The organism is Mycobacterium sp. M23085, from assembly GCF_045343915.1.
Lineage (GTDB): Bacteria > Actinomycetota > Actinomycetes > Mycobacteriales > Mycobacteriaceae > Mycobacterium.
Genome location: NZ_CP174280.1, coordinates 3,783,171 through 3,804,869 on the forward strand (window position 1 = coordinate 3,783,171; position 21,699 = coordinate 3,804,869).

Annotated in this window: 21 protein-coding genes and 2 pseudogenes; 11 read left to right on the plus strand and 12 right to left on the minus strand. The window is 67.2% G+C overall.

What is annotated here, in order from left to right; genetic code table 11:
- Nucleotides 1-116: 116 nt before the first annotated feature.
- The gene (locus ACIUM1_RS17640) at nucleotides 117-641 is read left to right on the plus strand and encodes a gamma carbonic anhydrase family protein (protein WP_007772475.1); all 525 of its coding nucleotides are present in this window, start codon (nucleotides 117-119) and stop codon (nucleotides 639-641) included.
- On the opposite strand, the gene ACIUM1_RS17645 is transcribed toward ACIUM1_RS17640, so the two are convergent.
- From ACIUM1_RS17645 to ACIUM1_RS17665, 5 genes and pseudogenes are all read right to left on the minus strand, one after another.
- Nucleotides 638-1,045, minus strand: a complete 408-nt coding sequence (locus tag ACIUM1_RS17645; RefSeq protein ID WP_406813914.1) for a nuclear transport factor 2 family protein — start codon at nucleotides 1,043-1,045, stop codon at nucleotides 638-640. The two genes, ACIUM1_RS17640 and ACIUM1_RS17645, sit on opposite strands and share 4 nt — an antisense overlap.
- A pseudogene (locus ACIUM1_RS17650) lies at nucleotides 1,044-1,149 on the minus strand (hypothetical protein); the annotation flags it as partial. The gene ACIUM1_RS17645 and the pseudogene ACIUM1_RS17650, both read right to left, overlap by 2 nt.
- A complete protein-coding gene (locus ACIUM1_RS17655; protein ID WP_406813915.1) occupies nucleotides 1,142-2,341 on the minus strand; it encodes a thiolase domain-containing protein in 1,200 nt (399 codons plus the stop codon). The pseudogene ACIUM1_RS17650 and the gene ACIUM1_RS17655, both read right to left, overlap by 8 nt.
- Nucleotides 2,341-3,405, minus strand: coding sequence for a thiolase domain-containing protein (locus ACIUM1_RS17660; RefSeq protein WP_406813916.1), 1,065 nt, complete (start codon nucleotides 3,403-3,405; stop codon nucleotides 2,341-2,343). Before ACIUM1_RS17660 ends, ACIUM1_RS17655 begins: the two co-directional genes overlap by 1 nt.
- 15 nt (nucleotides 3,406-3,420) lie before the next feature.
- Nucleotides 3,421-4,416: a Zn-ribbon domain-containing OB-fold protein gene (locus ACIUM1_RS17665; protein WP_406813917.1), complete on the minus strand. Its 996-nt coding sequence runs from the start codon at nucleotides 4,414-4,416 to the stop codon at nucleotides 3,421-3,423.
- Between the two features lie 66 nt (nucleotides 4,417-4,482).
- Here ACIUM1_RS17665 and ACIUM1_RS17670 point away from each other — a divergent pair, with 66 nt between their 5' ends.
- Nucleotides 4,483-5,514 (plus strand): LLM class F420-dependent oxidoreductase, encoded by a 1,032-nt coding sequence (locus tag ACIUM1_RS17670; protein WP_406813918.1) that lies wholly within the window; start codon nucleotides 4,483-4,485, stop codon nucleotides 5,512-5,514.
- A 149-nt stretch (nucleotides 5,515-5,663) separates the two neighbouring features.
- On the opposite strand, the gene ACIUM1_RS17675 is transcribed toward ACIUM1_RS17670, so the two are convergent.
- The gene (locus ACIUM1_RS17675; RefSeq protein WP_406813919.1) at nucleotides 5,664-6,386 is read right to left on the minus strand and encodes an acetoacetate decarboxylase family protein; all 723 of its coding nucleotides are present in this window, start codon (nucleotides 6,384-6,386) and stop codon (nucleotides 5,664-5,666) included.
- Nucleotides 6,387-6,428: 42 nt separating this feature from the next.
- Here ACIUM1_RS17675 and ACIUM1_RS17680 point away from each other — a divergent pair, with 42 nt between their 5' ends.
- Nucleotides 6,429-7,652: a cytochrome P450 gene (locus ACIUM1_RS17680; RefSeq protein ID WP_406813920.1), complete on the plus strand. Its 1,224-nt coding sequence runs from the start codon at nucleotides 6,429-6,431 to the stop codon at nucleotides 7,650-7,652.
- Between the two features lie 71 nt (nucleotides 7,653-7,723).
- Here ACIUM1_RS17680 and ACIUM1_RS17685 read toward each other — a convergent pair whose 3' ends face one another.
- Nucleotides 7,724-8,458: a crotonase/enoyl-CoA hydratase family protein gene (locus ACIUM1_RS17685; RefSeq protein WP_406817727.1), complete on the minus strand. Its 735-nt coding sequence runs from the start codon at nucleotides 8,456-8,458 to the stop codon at nucleotides 7,724-7,726.
- 163 nt (nucleotides 8,459-8,621) lie between these two features.
- On the opposite strand from ACIUM1_RS17685, the gene ACIUM1_RS17690 reads away from it, so the two are divergent.
- From ACIUM1_RS17690 to ACIUM1_RS17705, 4 genes and pseudogenes are all read left to right on the plus strand, one after another.
- Nucleotides 8,622-10,280, plus strand: coding sequence for an acyl-CoA synthetase (locus tag ACIUM1_RS17690; protein ID WP_406813922.1), 1,659 nt, complete (start codon nucleotides 8,622-8,624; stop codon nucleotides 10,278-10,280).
- A gap of 30 nt (nucleotides 10,281-10,310) precedes the next feature.
- A pseudogene (locus ACIUM1_RS17695) lies at nucleotides 10,311-11,078 on the plus strand (fructosamine kinase family protein).
- 39 nt (nucleotides 11,079-11,117) lie between these two features.
- Nucleotides 11,118-11,945 carry an amidohydrolase family protein gene (locus ACIUM1_RS17700; protein ID WP_406813923.1) on the plus strand — a complete coding sequence of 276 codons (828 nt, stop codon included), beginning with the start codon at nucleotides 11,118-11,120 and terminating at the stop codon, nucleotides 11,943-11,945.
- Nucleotides 11,942-13,492 (plus strand): acetolactate synthase large subunit, encoded by a 1,551-nt coding sequence (locus ACIUM1_RS17705; RefSeq protein WP_406813924.1) that lies wholly within the window; start codon nucleotides 11,942-11,944, stop codon nucleotides 13,490-13,492. The genes ACIUM1_RS17700 and ACIUM1_RS17705 overlap by 4 nt, the downstream gene beginning before the upstream one ends.
- Here ACIUM1_RS17705 and ACIUM1_RS17710 read toward each other — a convergent pair.
- From ACIUM1_RS17710 to ACIUM1_RS17730, 5 genes are all read right to left on the minus strand, one after another.
- Entirely contained in the window at nucleotides 13,478-14,191 is a 714-nt protein-coding gene (locus ACIUM1_RS17710) for a hypothetical protein (RefSeq protein WP_406817728.1), read from the minus strand. The two genes, ACIUM1_RS17705 and ACIUM1_RS17710, sit on opposite strands and share 15 nt — an antisense overlap.
- 139 nt (nucleotides 14,192-14,330) lie before the next feature.
- Nucleotides 14,331-14,564, minus strand: coding sequence for a hypothetical protein (locus ACIUM1_RS17715; protein WP_406813925.1), 234 nt, complete (start codon nucleotides 14,562-14,564; stop codon nucleotides 14,331-14,333).
- 58 nt (nucleotides 14,565-14,622) lie between these two features.
- Nucleotides 14,623-16,134, minus strand: coding sequence for a long-chain-fatty-acid--CoA ligase FadD17 (gene fadD17, locus ACIUM1_RS17720; protein WP_406813926.1), 1,512 nt, complete (start codon nucleotides 16,132-16,134; stop codon nucleotides 14,623-14,625).
- Nucleotides 16,135-16,139: 5 nt separating this feature from the next.
- Nucleotides 16,140-17,237: an acyl-CoA dehydrogenase family protein gene (locus ACIUM1_RS17725; RefSeq protein ID WP_406813927.1), complete on the minus strand. Its 1,098-nt coding sequence runs from the start codon at nucleotides 17,235-17,237 to the stop codon at nucleotides 16,140-16,142.
- A gap of 38 nt (nucleotides 17,238-17,275) precedes the next feature.
- On the minus strand, nucleotides 17,276-18,454 hold the full coding sequence (locus tag ACIUM1_RS17730; RefSeq protein ID WP_406813928.1) for an acyl-CoA dehydrogenase: 1,179 nt from the start codon (nucleotides 18,452-18,454) through the stop codon (nucleotides 17,276-17,278).
- 212 nt (nucleotides 18,455-18,666) lie between these two features.
- On the opposite strand from ACIUM1_RS17730, the gene ACIUM1_RS17735 reads away from it, so the two are divergent.
- From ACIUM1_RS17735 to ACIUM1_RS17750, 4 genes are all read left to right on the plus strand, one after another.
- Entirely contained in the window at nucleotides 18,667-18,858 is a 192-nt protein-coding gene (locus tag ACIUM1_RS17735) for a ferredoxin (protein WP_064951960.1), read from the plus strand.
- 44 nt (nucleotides 18,859-18,902) lie between these two features.
- Nucleotides 18,903-19,817 (plus strand): 3-oxoacyl-ACP reductase, encoded by a 915-nt coding sequence (locus ACIUM1_RS17740; RefSeq protein ID WP_406813929.1) that lies wholly within the window; start codon nucleotides 18,903-18,905, stop codon nucleotides 19,815-19,817.
- 236 nt (nucleotides 19,818-20,053) lie between these two features.
- A complete protein-coding gene (locus tag ACIUM1_RS17745; protein WP_406813930.1) occupies nucleotides 20,054-20,818 on the plus strand; it encodes an MlaE family ABC transporter permease in 765 nt (254 codons plus the stop codon).
- Nucleotides 20,819-20,837: 19 nt separating this feature from the next.
- A complete protein-coding gene (locus tag ACIUM1_RS17750) occupies nucleotides 20,838-21,680 on the plus strand; it encodes an MlaE family ABC transporter permease (protein WP_406813931.1) in 843 nt (280 codons plus the stop codon).
- Nucleotides 21,681-21,699: the final 19 nt, after the last annotated feature.

The following is a 21,699-nucleotide window of genomic DNA, read 5'->3' on the forward strand; positions in this document are numbered from 1 at the left end:
CAACTCGCTGGGCCCTCTAACTAGAACACGTTACAGTTTTGCGCCGGGGGCGCGCAACGACGGCGCGCCTGGCTGGGGTTTTCCGCGACCTATGCGCACTGGGGTATATGTAAACGATGCCGCTGTTTGCGTTCGAGGGCCGTGCACCACGGGTCGATCCCACCGCTTTCGTGGCCCCGACGGCCACTCTGATCGGCGACGTCGTGGTGGAGGCGGGGGCCTCGGTCTGGTTCAACGCCGTATTGCGGGGCGACTACGGGCCCATCGTGGTGCGCGAAGGCGCCAACGTCCAAGACGGGTCGGTTCTGCACGCGCCGCCCGGTATTCCGGTCGACATCGGTCCCGGCGCGACGGTCGCGCATCTGTGTGTCATTCATGGGGTCCACGTCGGGCAGGAGGCGCTGATCGCCAACCACGCCACCGTGCTGGACGGCGCGGTGATCGGCGCGCGCAGCCTGGTCGCCGCGCATTCACTGGTGACGGCCGGCACCCAGATCCCGGCCGGAATGCTGGCCGTCGGCGCGCCGGCCCAGATCAGGGGACCGGTCGCCGGGACCGGCGCCGAAATGTGGGTGAAGGTGAACCCGCAGGCCTACCGCGAGCTTGCCCAGCGACACCTGGCCGGGCTGGAACCGCTCTAGACCTTGCGTGTGTTGGCCGCCGCGCGCTCCATCTCCCAGTACGCACGCAGGGCCACCATCTTGCCCTCGGTGTTGACCCGGTAGGTGAAGACGCCCTCGGCGGTCGTCTGGTACTCGCCCGTGGTGATGAGGATGTGCCCGACGTTGGCTTCCTCGTTGCCACACTGATAGGTGTCGCGGAAGAAGAACTCGATCTTCGTGGTCGGCGCGATGGCCTTGTCCCAGAAGGCCGAGATCGCATCCCGGCCACGGTGTCCCAGGCCTTCGGGGTCGAACACCGAGGGACCGATCGGGTCCTCGACGATGGCGTCGTCGGCGAACACCGCCAGCCACGCGTCCTTGTCCCGGGCCGCCACCGCCTCGCGGGAGCGGCGGCCGGCCTCGTGCGCGGGATGCTCAGTCAACGGCGCCGCTCTCCCCCGCAAGCGGGTGGTACCCCCACCTCATCGCTGCGTCCCCCGCAAGCGGGAGGTGCCCCCACTGCATCGTCGTCGGCGCAGTCACGCATCGACCTTCTGGGCCGCGGGCTTGTCAGCCCCCACCACCCACATCGAGTAGTACTGCGAGCCACCGCCGTAGGCATGCCCCAACGCCTTTCGTGCGTTGGGCACCTGGTGGTCACCACCCTTGCCCATCACCTGGATGGCCGCCTCGGCGAAGCGAATCAGGCCGGAGGCGCCGATCGGGTTCGACGACAGCACGCCGCCCGACGGGTTCACCGGTAACCGGCCGCCGATCTTGGTTTCGCCGGCTTCGGTGAGTTTCCAGCCTTCGCCCTCGGCGGCAAAGCCGAGGTTTTCCAACCACATCGGTTCGAACCAGGAGAACGGCACATAGATCTCCGCGGCGTCGATCTCATCGATCGGGCTCTCGATGCCGGCGGCCCTCCACAGCGCCGCGGCCGCGTCGCGGCCGGCCTGCGGGCTGACCTGGTCGCGCCCGGAGAACTGCAGCGGCTCGGTGCGCAACGCGGTGGCGTGAATCCAGGCCACCGGATGTCCTTGCGCCAGTCGGGCTTCGGCGGCCTCTTCGTTGCCGATCACGACGGCGGCGGCGCCGTCGGACGACGGGCAGGTTTCGTCGTAACGGATCGGGTCCCACAGCATCGGCGACGACATCACCTTCTCCACCGTGATGTCTGGCTGTTGCAGGTGTGCCAGCGGGTTCTTGCTGCCGTTGAGCCGGTCCTTGACCGCGACGATGGCACCGATGTTCAGCGGCGCACCGGACCGGCGGATGTAGGAACGCACGTGTGGGGCGAAGTATCCACCCGCACCGGCACCCACCGGCTTGATGAAGGGGATCGGAATCGACAACGCCCACATGGCGTTTGATTCCGACTGCTTCTCCCACGCCATCGCGAGCACGCGGCGGTACTTGCCGGACTGCACCAGGCTGGCGGCCACCACCCCGGTGGACCCGCCCACCGATCCGGCGGTGTGCACCCGGATCATCGGCTTGCCCGTAGCGCCCATGGCGTCGGCCATGAACAGCTCGGGCATCATGACGCCTTCGAAGAAGTCCGGCGCCTTGCCGACCACGACCGCGTCGATGTCGTCGAAGGTGCTGCCGGAATCGGCCAGCGCCCGATCGATTGCCTCGCGCACCAGGCCGTTCATCGAAACGTCTTGGCGTTTGGCGACGTACTTTGTCTGTCCGGTACCTAGTACCGCAGCAACGTTTGGCCCTGCACCGGCCATCAGTTCTTTCCTTCCATCACCGCGACCAGGTTCTGCTGTAACGCAGGCCCGCTGGTGGCGTGCGCCAGCACCCGCTCGGCCGAACCGTTCCAGATGTGTTGTGCCGCAAAGCCGATGCGTTCGAGTCCGGCGACGAACATGGGGTTGGCCGCCAGCGCTCCGCCGGACGGGTTGACCTTGGTTGGTCCCGGGATCCGAATGGCTTCCGCGATGATCAGATGCTGGTGGGTGAAGGGCGCGCAGATTTCGGCCACATCGAGGTTGTCCGTCCGGCCGCCGGTGGCCACCCGGGCCGCGGCCTGGGTCGACGGGGACTCGGTGAGGTCACGCGCGCCCAGCGACGGGGTTTCGATGCGGTGCTCGATTCCCGTTATCCACGCCGGGTTTTCGCGAAGCTCGCGCGCCCGGTCGCCGGCCGCCAGCACGATGGCCGCGGCCCCGTCGGTGATCGGAGCGATGTCGTGACGCCGCAACGGATCGGCGACGAACGGCCGCTCCAGCAATTCGGCGACGCTGATGGACCCCTCCACGTTGTCCACCCGGCGGGCGTTGGCAAAGGAGTCGAAGGCCACCCGGGCCATCTGCTCCTGGGTCCACTTGCCGGAGTCGAGCCCGATGCGCGCCTGCAGTCCGGCCATCGAGATGGAATCGGGCCACAACGGCGCGACGGTGTAGGGGTCCGTCTGCCGCGACAGGATCTGACGCAGGATGCCGGCCGAGGACTTGCCGAAGCCGTACACCAACGCGGTGTCGACCTCGCCGGTCAGAATTTTGATGTAGGCCTCATAAAGTGCCCAGGCCGCGTCCATCTCGACGTGCGATTCGTTGATCGGCGGGACGGCACCGATGGAGTCGATCGCGGAGATGAATGAAAATGCCCGGCCGGCAAGATAATCGGATGATCCCGAACACCAGAAGCCGATGTCGGTCCTTTCGATGCCCAGCTCCTCGTACAGCTGGGCGAAGCACGGGATCAACATCTCGACACCGTTGGTGGTGCCGTCGGTGCGGCGGACGTGGGGGGCGTGGGCAAAGCCGACGACCGCAACGTTGCGAGCGCTCATGTGCAGGTAAGCCCTTTACAGGTGGTGCTTGTAGGTGTCGTAGTCGGCGTCGGGTTCCCCGGTCGGCCGGAAGTACTCGATGTTGTCGATGCCAAATCCCCACTCCTCGCGAGGTTTCCACACCGCCTCGACGCGCATGCCCATCCGGACCTCGTGGGCGTCGATGTCGGCGACCAGATGCAGGAACGGGATGTCGGCCCCGTCGAGCAGCACGTAGGCCGCCACATAGGGCGGCTTGATGCGCTGACCCTGGAACGGGATGTTGATGATCGCGAACGTCGTGACGGTGCCCTTGTCCGGCAACTCGACGAACTCGGTGGTCGGCTGGCCGGTGGCCGGGTCGGCGCCATGCGGCGGGAAATAGACCTTGCCGTTCTCGCCCGTCTTCGCACCGAGCAGCTTGCCCTGCGCGATGGCGCGCAGGTAGGCGCTCTCCTCGTGCGAGGCGCTGTGCTGGATGGTCAGCGAGACCGGCGTGACGATCATGGTCACCGGGTCTTTGTCGCCGTCGGACCGCTCGGTCACCGTTTCGGCGTCCTCGCCGAGTGCGAAATACGCGATGTCGGTGATGGCGCCCACCGGCTCGTCGACCCAGTGCACATGGACCCGGGTGCCGGTCTTGATGGCCTTCGGGTCGCCCGCGTCCACGGCGTGGATCAGCGGGGTGTCGGCGCCGTCCAATTTGATCAGCGCCCAGGCGAACGGCCGGTCCAGTGGCTGGCCCTCCAGCGGTTCGGGCTGCCACGTCCACGAGACCACGGTGCCGACGCTGGACACCGGTACCATCTCGCCCAGCGGCTCGTAGGTGACCGGGTCATATTCCGGCGGCGGCACATGCACCCGGCCATCCGATCCGCGCACGCCCAGGACGTGACGGTCACGCAGTGCGGTGAAGAACTTGCTCAGCGTGGGACCGACCGAACGGGTGTAGTCGAAGGCCAACGTCAGTGGTGCGGCGAGTGGTGGCTCAGGGTGATCCATCAGGGGCGGGCTACTCGAGCTGGCTGTCACGCCATCGAGTAGAACAGGTTCTAAGAACGGATTCAACATCGGGTCCACCACGGAAGGGCAACGAGAATGAAGCTGGGATTGCAGCTGGGATATTGGGGCGCTCAGCCGCCGCAGAACCACGGCGAGCTCGTCGCCGCGGCCGAGGACGCCGGCTACGACGCCGTCTTCACCGCCGAGGCCTGGGGCTCGGACGCCTACACACCGCTGGCCTGGCTGGGGTCCTCGACGTCCCGGGTTCGGCTGGGCACCTCGGTGGTCCAGCTGTCCGCCCGCACCCCGACCGCCTGCGCCATGGCGGCTTTGACGCTGGACCATCTGTCCGGCGGCCGGCACGTCCTCGGCCTCGGCGTCTCCGGTCCGCAGGTGGTCGAGGGCTGGTACGGCCAGTCGTTCCCCAAGCCGCTGGCCCGCACCCGTGAATACATCGACATCATCCGGCAGGTGTGGGCGCGCGAGGCGCCGGTGACCAGTGCCGGGCCGCACTACCCGCTGCCGCTGACCGGTGAGCGCGCAACGGGTCTGGGCAAGCCGCTCAAGCCCATCACTCATCCGCTGCGGGCAGACATCCCGATCATGCTGGGCGCCGAGGGGCCGAAGAACGTCGCGCTGGCCGCCGAGATCTGTGACGGCTGGCTGCCGATCTTCTACACGCCGCGCATGGCCGACACCTACAACGAGTGGCTGGACGAGGGGTTCGCCCGGCCGGGCGCCCGCCGCAGCCGCGAGGACTTCGAGATCTGCGCGACCGCCAACATCGTCATCACCGAGGACCGCGGCGCCGCCTTCGCGGCCATGAAGCCCTACATCGCGCTCTACATGGGCGGAATGGGTGCCGAAGACACCAATTTCCACGCCGACGTCTACCGCCGGATGGGCTACTCCGAGGTTGTCGACGACGTGACAAAGCTGTTCCGCAGCAACCAGAAGGACAAGGCCGCGGAAATCATCCCCGACGAGGTGATCGACGACGCCGCGATCGTCGGCGACCTGGACTACGTGCGTAAGCAGATCAAGGCCTGGGAGGCCGCCGGAGTCACCATGATGGTGGTCTCCGGCCGCAGTACGGAGCAGGTCCGCGAGCTGGCGACGCTGATCTGAGGTCCGCCCACGGCAAAATAGAACGCGTTCTAATTTCCTTGCCAGGGACTTAGAACGCGTTCTAGATTGTCCGGATGGCACGGGCGACGACGACGCAGTGCGCCGCGCGATATGGGGGAGAGCCGGGCAGTCGCTGCCGGGCCGGCCGGTCAGCCGAGCGGGTGCGCGTCGCCGAAAGTCATCTCGACGTGGCCGACCGATCCAGCGACCATCGCCCGCTTCGGCAGCCCCAGCGACGCCAACTCCCTGGCGTAGGCGTGATCGCCCAGGCGCAACGCCGCCCCGCCGGGCCGGCCACGCAGCCCGCGCACCCGCATCTCCCAGGGCACTTCCCGGGTGGTGCCGTCGGCGAAGGTGTAGGTCTTGAGCACCTGCGGCCGCGAGGTGAACATCGAGGGCACCGGCAATCCGCGGGCGAAGTCGATGCCGGCGATGTGTGTGCCGTCGGCGCTGACGTCGAATCCGAACCGGCCCTGCTCGCGAACGGTGAAGTCCGCCATGATCTTCGGGAATCCCCAGATCGAGCGGCCGGCTTCCAGCGTGAAACTCTGGTCGACGGGCAGATGGTGGATGAACGCGGCCGCATCACCGAGCGCCCGCAACCCGCGCGCCGTCGAGCCGGGCGGATTGACCATGACCGCGGTGCCGAATTCGTGGTACTGCCCCAAGTCGCCGTCGATATAACGCGCCAGCATCAGGTTCACCACCGCCCGGCCGGGGCGGTGCTGGCATACTTGCAGGCCGCTGTAGTCGATAAGGCGTTGCGCCGCTTGCGCATTCACCGAGAACATCGCGGTGTGCACGTCCGCTTTTCGTATCCGCACCGGCATGGTGAGGACTGTCCCTGCAACTACGTGTTGTGACTCGGCCATGCCGGTTACTGTAATCCGCTCGTCAATATTTGGAGGCTGTAGATGAGTTCGACCATCCCGGAAGCAATCTCGAACATCGACCTGGCAGACGGTAATTTCTACGCAGACCGGCACACCTCGCGCGAGGCCTATCGCTGGATGCGCGCCAACCAGCCGGTGTTTCGTGATCGCAACGGCCTGGCCGGCGCCACCACCTATCAAGCCATCCTCGACGCCGAGCGCAATCCGGAACTCTTCTCCAGCACGGGCGGCATCCGCCCCGATCAGCCGGGCATGCCCTACATGATCGACATGGACGATCCCGCGCATCTGTTGCGGCGCAAGCTGGTCAACGCCGGCTTCACCCGCAAGCGGGTGAAGGAGAAGGAACCGTCCATCGCCACGCTGTGCGACACCCTGATCGACGCGGTGTGCGAGCGCGGCGAGTGCGACTTCGTCCGCGACATCGCCGCCCCATTGCCTATGGCGGTGATCGGCGACATGCTGGGCGTGTTGCCCTCCGAACGCAGCATGCTGTTGAAGTGGTCCGACGACCTGGTGTGCGGGCTGAGCTCGCACATCGACCCGGAATCGGCCGAATTCCGAACCGTTATGCAGGCTTTCGCCGCCTACACCGCCTTCACCATGGACATCATCGCCAAGCGGCGAACCGAGCCCACCGACGACCTGTTCTCCATCCTGGTGAACGCCGAGGTGGAGGGGCAGCGGATGTCCGACGACGAGATCGTGATGGAGACGCTGCTCATCCTCATCGGCGGCGACGAAACCACCAGGCACACCTTGAGTGGAGGGACAGAGCAGCTGGTGCGTCACCGCGATCAGTGGGATGCCCTGGTGCGCGACCCTTCGTTGCTGCCCGGCGCCATCGAGGAGATGCTGCGCTGGACGTCGCCGGTGAAGAACATGTGCAGAACTCTCACTGCAGATACGGACTTTCACGGCACCTCGCTGCGTGAGGGCGAGAAGATCATGCTGCTGTTCGAGTCGGGCAACTTCGACGAGTCGGTGTTCGACGAGCCGGACAAGTTCGACATCCGGCGGAACCCCAACAGCCACATGGCTTTCGGCTTTGGTACGCACTTCTGCCTGGGCAACCAGCTGGCCAGACTGGAGTTGTCGATGATGACCGAGCGGGTGCTCAAGCGGCTGCCGGATCTCAGGCTGGCCGACGACGACTCCACCCTGCCGCTGCGGCCGGCGAACTTCGTCAGCGGCCTGGAATCGATGCCGGTGGTGTTCACCCCGAGTGCGCCGCTGCTGAGCTGAATTCGGGTCGTTCGCTCGCGGAAGGGGAGTGGACCGGGAGGCGGGGCGCCGACCCCGCACCCGGCGCGCGGCTAACGGTTTTTGAAGTTGGGCTTGCGCTTCTCGGCGAACGCCCGGGGGCCTTCCTTGGAGTCCTCGGAGAGGAACACCGGGATGCCGTTGGCGGTGTCGGGCTTGAAGGCCTCTTCCTCGTGCATCCCCTCGGTCTCGCGGATCGTCTTGAGGATCGCCTGCACGGCCAACGGCCCGTTGTTCTCGATGACCTCGGCGATCTCGAGCGCCTTGGTCAGCGCCTGCCCGTCGGGCACGACGTGACCGATCAGGCCGATCTCCTTGGCCTCGGCGGCGGTGATGTGCCGCCCGGTCAGCAACAGGTCGCACGCCACGGTGTAGGGGATCTGGCGGACCAGCCGGACGGCGGATCCGCCCATCGGGTACAGGCTCCACTTGGCCTCGGAGATGCCGAATTTGGCGCTCTCACCGGCCACCCGGATGTCGGTGCCCTGCAGGATCTCGGTGCCCCCGGCGATGGCCGGGCCCTCGACGGCGGCGATCAGCGGCTTCTTCAGCCGCCGGCCCTTGAGCAACGCATCGATTCGCGACGGGTCGTAGCTGCCGTCCTTGAACGACTCGCCGGGCGGCTTCTGGGTTGCCGCTTTGAGGTCCATGCCCGCGCAGAAGTAGCCACCGGCGCCGGTCAGGATGCAGCAGCGGATGTCTTCGTCGTTGTCGACGCGGTCCCAGGCCTGGACCATGATTTCCATCATTTCCGTGCTCAAGGCGTTGCGGCGGTGCGGGCGATTCATGGTCACGATGAGGGTGTGACCACGTTGTTCCACCAGCGCGTCCGGTCCGGTATCCCCGTTTTCGGTGTTTGCTGGGGTTCCGGCATTCTCCACGGTCACGGCTACCGCCTTTCCCTCGACAATGGGCACGAGCTTGCCACGAAATGTAACACGTTCTAATTTGGTGGCCGTGGCCTTGAATATTGCCGACCTTGCAGAGCACGCCATCGACGCTGTGCCCGACCGTGTCGCCCTGATCTGCGGCGACGAGAAGTTGACCTATGCCGAGTTAGAGGAGAAGGCCAACCGCCTTGCCCACTATCTGATGGAGCAGGGGGTGAAGAAGGACGACAAGGTCGGACTGTACTGCCGCAATCGCATCGAGATCGTCATCGCGATGCTCGGCATCGTCAAAGCGGGCGCCATCCTGGTGAACATCAACTACCGCTATGTCGAGGGCGAGCTGCGCTACCTGTTCGACAATTCCGACATGGTCGCGCTGGTGCACGAGCGCCAGTACTCCGACCGGGTGGCCAACGTGCTGCCGGACACCCCCGACGTCAAGACGATCCTGGTCGTCGAGGACGGCAGCGACAACGACTTCACCCGCTACGGCGGCGTCGAGTTCTACTCCGCGATCGCGCAGAGCTCGCCCGAGCGCGACTTCGGCCCGCGCAGCGCCGACGACATCTACCTGCTCTACACCGGCGGCACCACCGGCTTTCCGAAGGGCGTCATGTGGCGTCACGAGGACATCTACCGGGTGCTGTTCGGCGGAACTGACTTTGCCACAGGCGAATTCGTCGAGGACGAGTACGACCTGGCCAAGGCCGCCGCTGCCAACCCGCCGATGATCCGCCACCCGATTCCGCCGATGATCCACGGCGCCACCCAGTCGGCCACCTGGATGTCGATCTTCTCGGGCCAAACCACGGTGCTGGCACCGGAATTCAACGCCGACGAGGTGTGGCGCACGATCCACAAACACAAGGTGAACCTGCTGTTCTTCACCGGCGACGCGATGGCACGTCCCCTGCTCGACGCGCTGCTGGCAGCGCAGAAAAGCGCAGAAGGGGAAGCATACGACCTGTCGTCGCTGTTCCTGCTCGCCTCCACCGCGGCGCTGTTCTCGCCGAGCATCAAAGAGAAGTTCCTCGAACTGCTGCCCAACCGGGTCATCACCGACTCCATCGGCTCCTCGGAGACCGGGTTCGGCGGAACCAGCATCGTCGCCAAGGACGCGCCGCACGCCGGTGGCCCACGGGTGACGATCGACCACCGCACGGTCGTCCTCGACGAGGAGGGCAACGAGGTCAAGCCCGGCTCCGGGGTGCGCGGCTTCATCGCCAAGAAGGGCAACATCCCGGTCGGTTACTACAAGGACGAGAAGAAGACCGCCGAGACGTTCAAGACCTTCAACGGCGTGCGCTACGCCATCCCCGGCGACTATGCCACGGTCGAGGAGGACGGCACTGTCACGATGCTGGGCCGCGGCTCGGTGTCGATCAACAGCGGCGGCGAGAAGATCTACCCCGAGGAGGTCGAGGCCGCGCTCAAGGGCCACCCCGACGTCTTCGACGCGCTGGTGGTCGGCGTGCCCGATCCCCGGTACGGGCAACACGTCGCCGCCGTCGTACAGCCCCGGGCGGGCGCCCGGCCCACGCTGACCGAGCTGGACAGCTTCGTGCGCTCCGAGATCGCGGGCTACAAAGTGCCGCGCAGCCTGTGGCTGGTCGACGAGGTCAAGCGGTCGCCGGCCGGTAAGCCCGACTACCGCTGGGCCAAGGAGCAGACCGAGGCCCGCCCGGCCGACGACGTACACGCCGCACACGCCACCGCGTGATGTGTTTTCAGCGCTAGGCCCCCGCGCGGTGTGACCGACTTCGTCAAGCGCCGTTCTGGTGCGCCCGACGGTTTCTTCGCCTGGGAAGCCGCGGGGCTGCAATGGCTTTCCGCCGCCGCCGGCGGCGTGCCCTGTGCGCGGGTCGTCTCCGTCGACGACGCGAGCCTGACGCTGCGGCGCCTGGAATCGGTGAGCCCGACCCCCGAGGCCGCGCGCACCTTCGGCGGCCGGCTGGCCGCCACGCACGACGCCGGCGGCCAGGCTTTCGGCGCGGGACCGGACGGCTGGGGCGGGCCCGGCTTTTTCGGACCGCTGTCGCAGCCCTTGCCGATGTCGCTGCGCCGGCACCGTAGCTGGGGCGAGTTCTACGCCGAGGAACGGCTGCGGCCGATGGCCGACCTCGCCGCCCCGTGACTTGACGCGGCCACCCGCGGCGCCGTCGAATCCGTCGCGGCCCGTTGCCATGCGGGCGATTTCGACGACGACGACCGGCCGGCCCGGCTACACGGCGATTTGTGGAGCGGGAACGTGATGTGGACTCCCGACGGTGTGGTGCTCATCGACCCGGCCGCGCACGCCGGCCACCGCGAGACCGACCTGGCGATGCTCGCGCTGTTCGGCTGTCCGCACTACGACGCCGTGATCGACGGCTACCAGCGGGTCCGACCGCTACGGCCCGGTTGGCGCGAACGCACCGGCCTGCACCAGCTCTTCCCGCTGCTGGCGCACGTCGTGCTGTTCGGCGGCGGGTACGCGCAACAGACCCACGCCTGCGCCCGCGCGGCGCTGACCATCTGAGCGCGGCGGGCAGCCGGCCCCGGTCTAGAGTCCAATCGCATGGCGATCGATGTCTGGATGCAGCATCCGACCGCGCGGTTCCTGCGCAGCGACATGCTTGCCTCCCTGCGGCGGTGGACGGGCGAGACCATCCCCGATACCGACATCCCGATCGAGACGACCCTGGCGTCGATGGATGCCGCCGGCGTCGAATTTGGTGTGCTCAGCGCCTGGCGCGGGCCGGGTGGAGCGGACCTGGTCTCCAACGACGAGGTGGCGCAATGGGTTGCCGCACACCCGAATCGGCTCGCCGGCCTGGCCACCGTGGACCTCGACCGCCCGATGGACGCCGTCCGGGAGCTGCGGCGCCGGATCGCCGACGGAGGATTCGTCGGACTGCGGGTGGTGCCGTGGTTGTGGAACGCCCCGCCCACCGATCGCCGCTACTACCCGCTGTTCGCCCAGTGCGTGGAATCCGGCGTGCCGTTCTGCACCCAGGTCGGCCATACCGGCCCATTGCGCCCGTCGGAGACCGGCCGACCGATTCCGTACATCGACCAGGTGGCGCTCGACTTCCCGGAACTGGTGATCGTCTGCGGCCACGTCGGCTACCCGTGGACCGAGGAAATGGTCGCGGTGGCCCGCAAGCACGAAAACGTCTACATCGACACCTCGGCGTACACCATCAAGCGGTTGCCGGACGAACTCGTCAGGTTCATGAAGACCGGCACCGGGCAGCGAAAGGTGTTGTTCGGCACCAATTATCCGATGATCACCCACGAGCACGCGCTGACGGGAATGGACGAACTCGGGCTGTCCGATGACGGTCGCCGAGATTTCCTGCGCGGCAACGCCGAACGAGTTTTCCGACTGGAGGCAATGAAGTGAACGGTGCGCAGGCCTTGATCAACACCCTGGTCGACGGCGGCGTCGACGTGTGCTTCGCCAACCCGGGCACCTCGGAGATGCACTTCGTCGCCGCGCTGGACGCCGTCCCGCGGATGCGTGGCGTGCTGGCGCTGTTCGAGGGGGTCGCCACCGGCGCGGCCGACGGTTATGCCCGCATCGCCGATCGCCCGGCCGCGGTGCTGCTGCATTTGGGCCCCGGGCTGGGCAACGGACTGGCCAACCTGCACAATGCCCGTCGCGCGCGGGTGCCGATGGTGGTGGTCGTCGGCGACCACGCCACGTATCACAAAAAGTACGACGCCCCACTGGAATCCGACATCGACGCGCTCGCCGGCAGCGTCTCGGGCTGGGTGCGGCGCACCAGTGACGCCGCCCAGGTTTCGGCCGATGCGGTCGAGGGGATCGCGGCCAGCCGGTCGGGATCGCAGATCTCGACGCTGATCTTGCCCGCCGACGTGTCCTGGTCCGATGGTGCTCAGCTGTTCTCCAACCTGGAGGCGCAGCCGACGGGCGCCGACCCGCTGCTGGCGCCGGAGGTGCTCGAGGTGCTTCGTTCCGGCGAGCCGACGGTGATCATGGTGGGCGGCGACGCCACCCGCCGTGCGGGGCTGGCGGCGGCGACCCGCATCGCGGCGGCCACGGGCGCCCGCGTGTTGTGCGAAACCTTCCCGACCCGGCTGGAGCGCGGCGCCGGTGTGCCCGCGGTCGAGCGGCTCGCCTATTTCGCCGAGGCCGCCACGGCCCAGCTGGACGGCGCCAAGCACCTGGTGCTGGCCGGCGCCAAATCGCCGGTGTCGTTCTTCGCCTACCCCGGCATGCCCAGCGATCTGGTACCGGCCGGCTGCGAGGTGCACGTGCTCGCCGAATACAGCGGTGCGGCAGACGCTTTGATCGCCGTGGCCGATCAGGTGGCGCCCGGCACCGAGGCGCCGTTGGCGGCCGCATCGCGTCCCCAGCTGCCGACGGGCAAGCTGACCTCCGCGTCGGCCGCCGACGTGATCGGGGCGTTGTTGCCCGAAGAGGCCATCGTTGTCGACGAGTCGAACACCTCCGGTGTGTTGCTTGCGGGCGCGACCGCCGGGGCGCCGGCACACGACTGGCTGACCCTGACCGGCGGGGCGATCGGCTACGGCATCCCGGCAGCGGTGGGCGCCGCGGTGGCCGCCCCGCATCGTCCGGTGCTGTGTCTGGAATCCGATGGCTCGGCGATGTACACGATTTCGGGATTGTGGACCCAGGCCCGGGAGAATCTCAACGTGACCACCGTGCTGTACAACAACAGCGCCTACGACATCCTGCGGATCGAACTGCAACGCGTCGGCGCCGGGTCCGCGCCCGGGCCCGAAGCGCTGGCGCTACTCGATCTATCAGACCCCACAATGGATTTCGTGAAGATCAGCGAGGGCATGGGAGTGCCCGCGCGCCGCGTCACCACCGCCGAGGAATTGGCCGATGCGCTGCGTGCCGCCTTCGCCGAACCCGGCCCGCATCTGATCGACGCCGTGGTGCCGTCAATAACGGGCTAGGGTCGGGAGCCGGCTCAGCAGCCAGTCCGCCATCGTATTGGCCACGTCGACGCCCGTCTCGAACGCGCCGTCGTCGGCGTCCGCCGCCAGCGCCACGCCCCATTCACCGGACGGCGTCGGAACAATGCCGAACTGGCGGACCAGGTATCCACCATGCACACCTGGACCCCAACCGCCTTTCGCGGCAAGGCCTTTGGCGGCCAGCCCCCACTGATCACCGGTGACCAGGCGTTGCATCAGGTCGATCACTTCGGCGGCGTCGGGGATCGTCGACAGCTCTGCGGCGAACCGCGCCTGGCGCTGCAGGCTCCATTGGGTTTGACCGAAAGCGGTGAAGCCACGGCGAAGTCGGCGTGATTCGACCACGGTCGCGGTATCACCGCCCTCGGCCACCACGACCTGAACCCGGCGCGCCGCATCCACCGGCTCGCCCAGTTGCGACCAAAGCTGTTCGGAGGCGCGATTGTCGGATTCGGTGATGGCCTTCACGACCAGATCGCGCGCGCCCAGCCAATCGTTGCGCAGCGCCGCTATCGCCAGGGGCACCTTGATGGTCGACCAGGCGACGCCCGACCACCAGCTGCCCAGGGAGAACGTTCTGTCCGGCCGGGCGATCGCGACGCCGATGTTCGCCGGCACCGCGGCGGAAAGCTGTTCGAAGCTCGCTTCCAGCGCGAGCTCCAGAGGCCGTGCGGTCATGTGCCGGCTCGGCAATCGGCGCGGCTGACGGTGACGCAGGGGTGGGCGACCGGCGCATCCACCATCGCGTCTCCTTGTCCTTGCGGCGTGTTCATTGCGGTTTCCGCGCTCAACTACTACGTGTGCCGGCCCGGAATCGTCAGCCCGACGGCGGCGGGAGCGGCGGCAGCGGGGGCCCTGGCTCCTGCGGGGGAGGAGCTTCCCACGGTTCGGGATCCGGTGTCGGCGGTGACCACACCAGCGGCGGCGGCGGCGGTGGTAGCGGCGGCGGTGGGGGCGGCTCCGCCATGGCGAAACCGGCGCCCAGCCCTAGCGCAGCGCCACCCAGCGAGCCACCCAGCATCACGCCGGCGATCACTTTGCGGATTTTCATCAAGCGCTGAGTTTACTGCCATGACGGCGCATCCGGCGGCAACGCCCGCCGCGGGCCGCTAACGCCGGATCTTCCAGACCGGGTCGCCGCAGTCGACACCCTGCGCGGCCAACTGTCGCTTCAACACCTTGAAGGTCACCGTCCGCGGGAGTTCGGCGGTGATCCGCACATACGACGGCCACTGCTTCGGCCCCAGATCCGGCTGCTCGGCCAGGAACGCGCGGAACTTCTCGTCCTCGAACTCCGCGCCGGGCGCCAACACCAACGCCGCCATCACCTGGTCGCCGACTATCGGGTCCGGCACCGGGTACACCGCGACCTCGGTGACGTCTGGGTGGCGCAGCAGCACCCGCTCGATCGGGGCCGCGCCGAGGTTTTCACCGTCGACCCGCATCCAATCACCCAGCCGCCCAGCGAAGTACGCATAGCCGGCGTCGTCGCGGTAGGCGAGATCCCCGCTGTGGTACACGCCGCCGGCCATTCGCTCGGCCTCGGCCGACTCGTCGTTGTAGTAGCCCTCGAAGCGCCCCGGTCCCGCGGCGTTGACCAACTCGCCGACCACGCCCGGCGGGCAGGAGGTGCCGGTGTCGGGGTCGATGATGTCGATGCCCTCGGGAAGAGGACCCAGCGAACCCGCCGGCGTATCGGGCGTGCGCGCGATGGCCACGCCGCCCTCGGTGGAACCGAACCCGTCCTGCACGACGCACCCGAATCTGCGCCCGAAGCGCTCGAGGTCGTCGGGCACGCCCTCGTTGCCATACACCGCCCGCAACGGGTTATCCGCATCGTCGGGCCGCTCCGGCGTGGCGAGCACATACGACAGTGGCTTGCCCACGTAGTTCGCGTAGGTGGCGCCGTAGCGACGCACGTCGACGATGAAGTTCGAGGCGGAGAACTTGCGCCGCAACGCCATCGAGCCCGCACAGGCAGCCGCCACCGCCCAGCCGACCAGCACCGCGTTGGAATGGAACAGGGGCATCGACACGTAGCAGACGTCGTCGCTGCCGAGGCCGAAGCGCTGTGACATCGTCACCCCCGCGATCGCGACCTTGCCGTGGCTGCACTTGACCGCTTTGGGCTCGCCGCTGGTGCCCGACGTGAAGATCAACATGAACAGGTCCGCGGGCGAGGCGGCCCGAAAACAGACCTGCGCGTCGCGATGCGCGGCGACCTCGCCGGCCCACTCGGGGGAGTCGGCGTTCACATGCTCGATATCGCCCAGCGTTTCAGACGATTTCGAGTCGGCCAGCACCAATTGGCAATCGGCCCGGGCGATGTCGCGTTGCAACGCCTCGCCGCGCCGCACCGGGTTGAGCCCCACCGGCACGATGCCCGACATGCCCGCGGCCACCAGCATCGCCGAGAAGAAGGGGGTGTTCTCCAGCAGCACACCGACATGCGGCGGCCGGCTGGGGTCAAGCCGCGCACGCAACGCCGCGGCGATGGCGGCGCCATGCTGCAGGTGATCGCGCCAGCTGGTGAACGAGTCCTCGAAGTAGATACCCCGATCGTCGATCTCGGCCAGCGGCTCCAGCAGCTTGGTGACCGTCAGGTCATCGGTGAGTTCCATCGCGCCTAAGCGGGCGTCTCGGCCAGCTCCCGGCCGATCCGGCGCAGCTGTCCGGTGGCACCGCCCAGGGCGAACTCGGTCTGCTTGGCGGCCAAAAAGTAGCGGTGCGCGGGGTGATCGGTGTCGACACCGACACCGCCGTGCACGTGCACGATGGTGTGAGCCACCCGGTGGCCGGCGTCGGCCGCCCAGAAGGCCGCGCTGGCGACGTCGATCTCGGCCGGGATGTCTTCCGAGACGCGCCAGGCCGCCTGCGTGAGCGTGAGCCGCAGCCCCTTGACGTCGATGTAGCCGTCGGCCAGTCGCTGCGACACCGCCTGGAAGCTGCCGATTGGGCGGTCGAACTGCTCGCGCTCGCGCGCGTATTCGGCCGTCATCTGCAGGCCCCGCTCGAGCACGCCGAGCTGAAAAGCGCTGCGGCCCAAGGTGCCCAGCGTGCCGAGCCATGTCACGACCTCGGCGCCGCCCACTTTGCGGCCTTCGTCCACCTCGGTACCCTCCAGCGCGAGATGTCCGACGCTGCCCAGGGCGGTGGTTTCCAGTGCGGTCACCGTGACGCCGGGATCATCGGCGGCGACCAGGAAAACCGCGGTGCCGGAATCGGTTTCGGCGGGAACCAGGAACGCGTCGGCCACCGGGCCGAAGCCGACCTGGGTGCGGGTTCCGGTCAGCCGGTACCCGGCGTCGGCGCCGGTCGCCTGCACCGGGCCGTCGCCCATCTCGCCGTCGAGGGCGACGGCGAGCGTCTTCTCGCCGTTGACCGCGGGCACGCCCCAGCTTTGTTGCAGCTCCTCGGAGCCGAACCGGGCCAGCGCCCCCGCGCCCAGCATCACCGACTCCAGGTAGGGCACCGCGGCCAGCTGGTGTCCCAGCGCAACCAGGATCGCCACCTGCTCGAGCGCCCCGAAGCCGTCGCCGCCCAGCGACGAAGCCGATGCGCTGGACAGGATGCCGGCGTCGATCAGCTTTCGCCACAGGTCGCGGTCGAACCGTTGATCGAGCCCGTCGAGCTCACGCTGGTGTTCGGGGGTGCATACCGAGTCCACGATGGTGTCGACCAGCTTGCCGAGGTCGTTCGCCGCTTCGGTGGTGGTGAAATCCATGACGTCCGTCCTTCTATTACGTAGCGGCTCAGCGGTGCTTAACGGTTTCTAGGCAGGCCGAGGGCGACCATGCCGATGATGTCGCGCTGCACTTCGTTGGTGCCGCCGCCGAAGGTCAGGATCAGGCAGGCCCGATGCATGCGCTCGACCCGGCTTGAAAGCTTCGAGCCCGGCGAATTCTGGCGCACCGTCGCGGCGGTACCCAGCACCTCCATCAGCAGCCGGTAGGCCTCGGTGGCCAGCTCGGTGCCGTACACCTTGGCCGCCGACGCATCGGCGGGCGACAGGTCTTCGCTTGCCGCCGAGGCCAGTTCCCAGTTGATCAGCTTGAGCACTTCGGCCTTGGCGTGCACCCGGGCCAGGTTGATCTGCACCCACTCGGAATCGATCAGCCGGGCGCCGCCCGCGTCCTTGGTGTTCTGCGCCCATTCGCGAACCTCGCGCAGGGCCAGAAAGATCGGTTGCGGCGAGACCAGCGCGACCCGCTCGTGGTTGAGCTGGTTGGTCACCAGCTTCCAGCCGCCGTTCTCCTCGCCGATCAGGTTGGTCACCGGGACGCGCACGTCGGAGTAATAGGTGGCGCTGGTGTCCACCCCGGCCATCGTGTGCACCGGCGTCCAGGAGAACCCTTCGGCGGTCGTCGGCACGGTCAGCATCGAGATGCCGCGGTGCTTCTTGGCCTCGGGGTTGGTGCGCACCGCCAGCCACACCCAGTCCGCATAGGCGATCAGGCTGGTCCACATCTTTTGTCCGTTGATGACGTAGTCGTCACCGTCGCGCACCGCGGTGGTGCGCAGGTTGGCCAGGTCGGTGCCGGCACCTGGCTCCGAATAGCCGATGGAGAAGTGCAGCTCACCGGCCGCGATCTTGGGCAGGAAGAACTTCTTCTGTTCCTCGGTGCCGAACGCCATGATGGTCGGCGCGACGCTGTTGATGGTCAGGAACGGCACCGGCACGCCGGCGATGGCGGCCTCGTCGGTGAAGATCAGCGAGTCCATCAGGGAGCGGTCCTGGCCGCCGTACTCCTTGGGCCAGTTCAGCGTGAGCCACCCGTCCTTGCCCATCTGCGCGACGGTGTCGCGGTACGCGGTGCCCGTCCCGACCTCGCCCTCGGTCGAGGTCAGCGCCTCCCGGCGCTCGGGGGTCATCAGCTGGGTGAAGTACGACCGCAGCTCGCGACGCAGCTCCTCTTGTTCCGGGGTGTAACTGATACGCATTTCGGCCGTCCTCGAAGTTAACGACGTTCGGAGTAACAACCCTCGTCACAGGCTGCAGCTCGACCAACGGCTACCCGTTCGCCTCCCCGGTTGTAACACGTTCTAGTCTGGGAATCCAGCGACCGTTTCCCCAGAGGTATCGGGGTCCTATGGTGGACTTACCTATTGAAGAGGCAAGTCCTGCAGTGAAGGCCAGGTTCAAGGAGGATGCTGTGCGGGTGATCGTGGACCGTGACCGGTGCGAAGGTAACGCAGTGTGCTTGGGAATTGCCCCAGATATCTTCGACCTCGACGACGAGGACTACGCCGTGGTGAAGCTCGACCCCATTCCCGCCGATCAGGAGCAACTGGCCGAGCAGGCGATCGCCGAATGCCCGCGTGCGGCACTCCTGCGCGGCGACTAATCCGAGCCCAGAACGCGTAAGCCGAAACTAGAGGTATTCATAAATTGACTAGCAGCACGAACGCGACCGATCTGTCCGGGAAGGTCGCGGTGGTCACCGGTGCGGCCGCGGGCCTGGGACGCGCCGAGGCGCTCGGCCTCGCCCGCCAGGGCGCCACCGTCGTCGTCAACGACATCGCCGCGGCATTGAACGCCTCCGACGTCATCGACGAAATCAACTCCGCCGGCTCCAAGGCCGTCGCGGTGGCCGGTGACGTCAGCGAACGCTCGACCGCCGACGAACTCGTTGCTCAGGCCGACGCGCTGGGTGGGCTCGACATCGTGGTCAACAACGCCGGGATCACGCGCGACCGGATGCTGTTCAACATGTCCGACGAGGAGTGGGATCTGGTCATCGCCGTGCACCTGCGCGGGCACTTCCTGCTGACCCGCAACGCGGCGGCCTACTGGCGGTCGGCGGCCAAGGAGGCGGGCGGCCAGATTTTCGGGCGGATCGTCAACACCGCGTCGGAGGCCGGCCTGGTCGGTCCGGTGGGGCAGGCGAACTACGGCGCCGCCAAGGCGGGCATCATCTCCCTCACCCTGACGGCCGCCCGGGCGCTGGGCCGCTACGGCGTGTGCGCCAACGCCATCTGTCCCCGCGCGCGCACCGCGATGACCGCCGACGTCTTCGGCGACGCACCCGAGGTGGAAGCGGGCGGCATCGACCCGCTGTCGCCCGAGCATGTGGTCAATCTGGTGCAGTTCCTGTCGTCGCCCGCGGCGGCCGAGGTGAACGGTCAGGTCTTCATCGTCTACGGTCCACAGGTGACATTGGTCGCCGCGCCGACCGCGGAGCGGAAATTCAGCGCCGAGGGCCCCGCCTGGGACCCTGCCCAGCTGAGTTCGACGCTGCAGAATTACTTTGCTGGCCGTGACCCTGAGCACAATTTCGCCGCGGGCGCGCTGATGGAGCAATAGCGGTAAAACGCTGGTTGATCGGGGGGAATCACCGGGTAGAACGTGTGTCAGTTTTACACCTGACAAGTGCTTCTGACCTGGTGAATTAACGGTTCGGATAAGGAAGTGCTGTTCATTGACATGGTGAACTTGTTCTGAGTTAATATGATCCGGCTCACACCGAGCCCCGTGCGACCGCAGACGACGCAAAGGCCACACATAGACTTCGCCGAGACCAGACCGAGGGGGGAACCGCGTTGAGGGAACAGCTCGCAGTTCCCGCCCGCGCCGTCGGCGGATTTTTCGAAATGATGCTGGACACCGGCCGCGCGGCTTTCCGCCGGCCGTTTCAAATTGGTGAGTTTCTCGACCAGACGTGGATGATCGCGCGCGTGTCGCTGGTCCCCACACTGCTGGTGTCCATCCCATTCACGGTCCTGGTCGCCTTCACCCTCAACATCCTGTTGCGCGAGATCGGCGCGGCCGACCTGTCCGGTGCCGGTACGGCGTTCGGCACCATCACCCAGCTGGGTCCGGTGGTGACCGTGCTCGTCGTGGCCGGCGCCGGTGCAACCGCGATCTGTGCCGACCTCGGCGCCCGCACCATTCGCGAAGAGATCGACGCCATGCGGGTGCTCGGCATCGACCCGATCCAGCGGCTGGTGGTGCCCCGCGTGCTGGCTTCCACTGTGGTGGCGCTGCTGCTCAACGGATTGGTGTGCGCCATCGGGCTCTCCGGTGGCTACGTCTTCTCGGTCTTTTTGCAGGGCGTCAACCCCGGCGCCTTCATCAACGGCCTGACCGTGCTGACCGGGCTGCGCGAACTGGTGTTGGCCGAAGTCAAAGCACTGCTGTTCGGCGTGATGGCCGGCATGGTCGGCTGCTACCGCGGCCTGACCGTCAAGGGAGGGCCCAAAGGCGTCGGCAACGCGGTCAACGAAACCGTGGTCTACGCCTTCATCTGTCTATTCGTGATCAACGTGGTGATGACCGCCGTCGGCGTGCGGATCTCGGCGAAGTGATGGGACGAGTGAGCACGCGATGAGTTACGACGCCACGCTGCGGTTTCGTCGACTCTTCACCCGGCTGCAAGAGCCGGTTGACGACTTCGGCGAGCAGGCATTGTTCTACGGGCAGACCATGCGGTACGTCCCCAACGCGCTCACCCGCTACCGCAAGGAGACCATCCGGCTGATCGCCGAGATGACCATGGGCGCGGGAGCGCTCGTCATGATCGGCGGCACGGTCGGGGTGGCGGCCTTCCTGACCCTGGCCTCCGGCGGTGTCATCGCCGTGCAGGGGTATTCGTCGCTGGGCAACATCGGCATCGAGGCGCTGACGGGGTTCCTGTCGGCATTCCTGAACGTCCGGGTCGTCGCGCCGGTGATCGCCGGCATCGCGCTGGCGGCCACCATCGGCGCCGGCGCCACCGCTCAACTGGGAGCCATGCGGGTGTCCGAGGAGATCGACGCCGTCGAATGCATGGCGGTGCACTCGGTGTCCTACCTGGTGTCGACCCGCCTGATCGCCGGCCTGATCGCGATCATCCCGCTGTACTCGCTGTCGGTGTTGGCCGCGTTCTTCGCCGCCCGCTTCACCACGGTGTACATCAACGGTCAGTCGAAGGGCCTCTACGACCACTACTTCAACACATTCCTTATCCCGTCGGACCTGTTGTGGTCATTCCTGCAGGCCATCGTGATGTCCATCGCGGTCATGCTCATCCATACCTATTACGGCTACAACGCCCACGGCGGTCCGGTCGGCGTCGGCATCGCGGTCGGCCAGGCCGTGCGGACTTCGCTGATCGTCGTGGTCGTCATCACGTTGTTCATCTCGCTCGCGGTATATGGGGCGTCCGGTAACTTCAACCTCTCCGGATAAGAGGACCGCTTAACAGGGA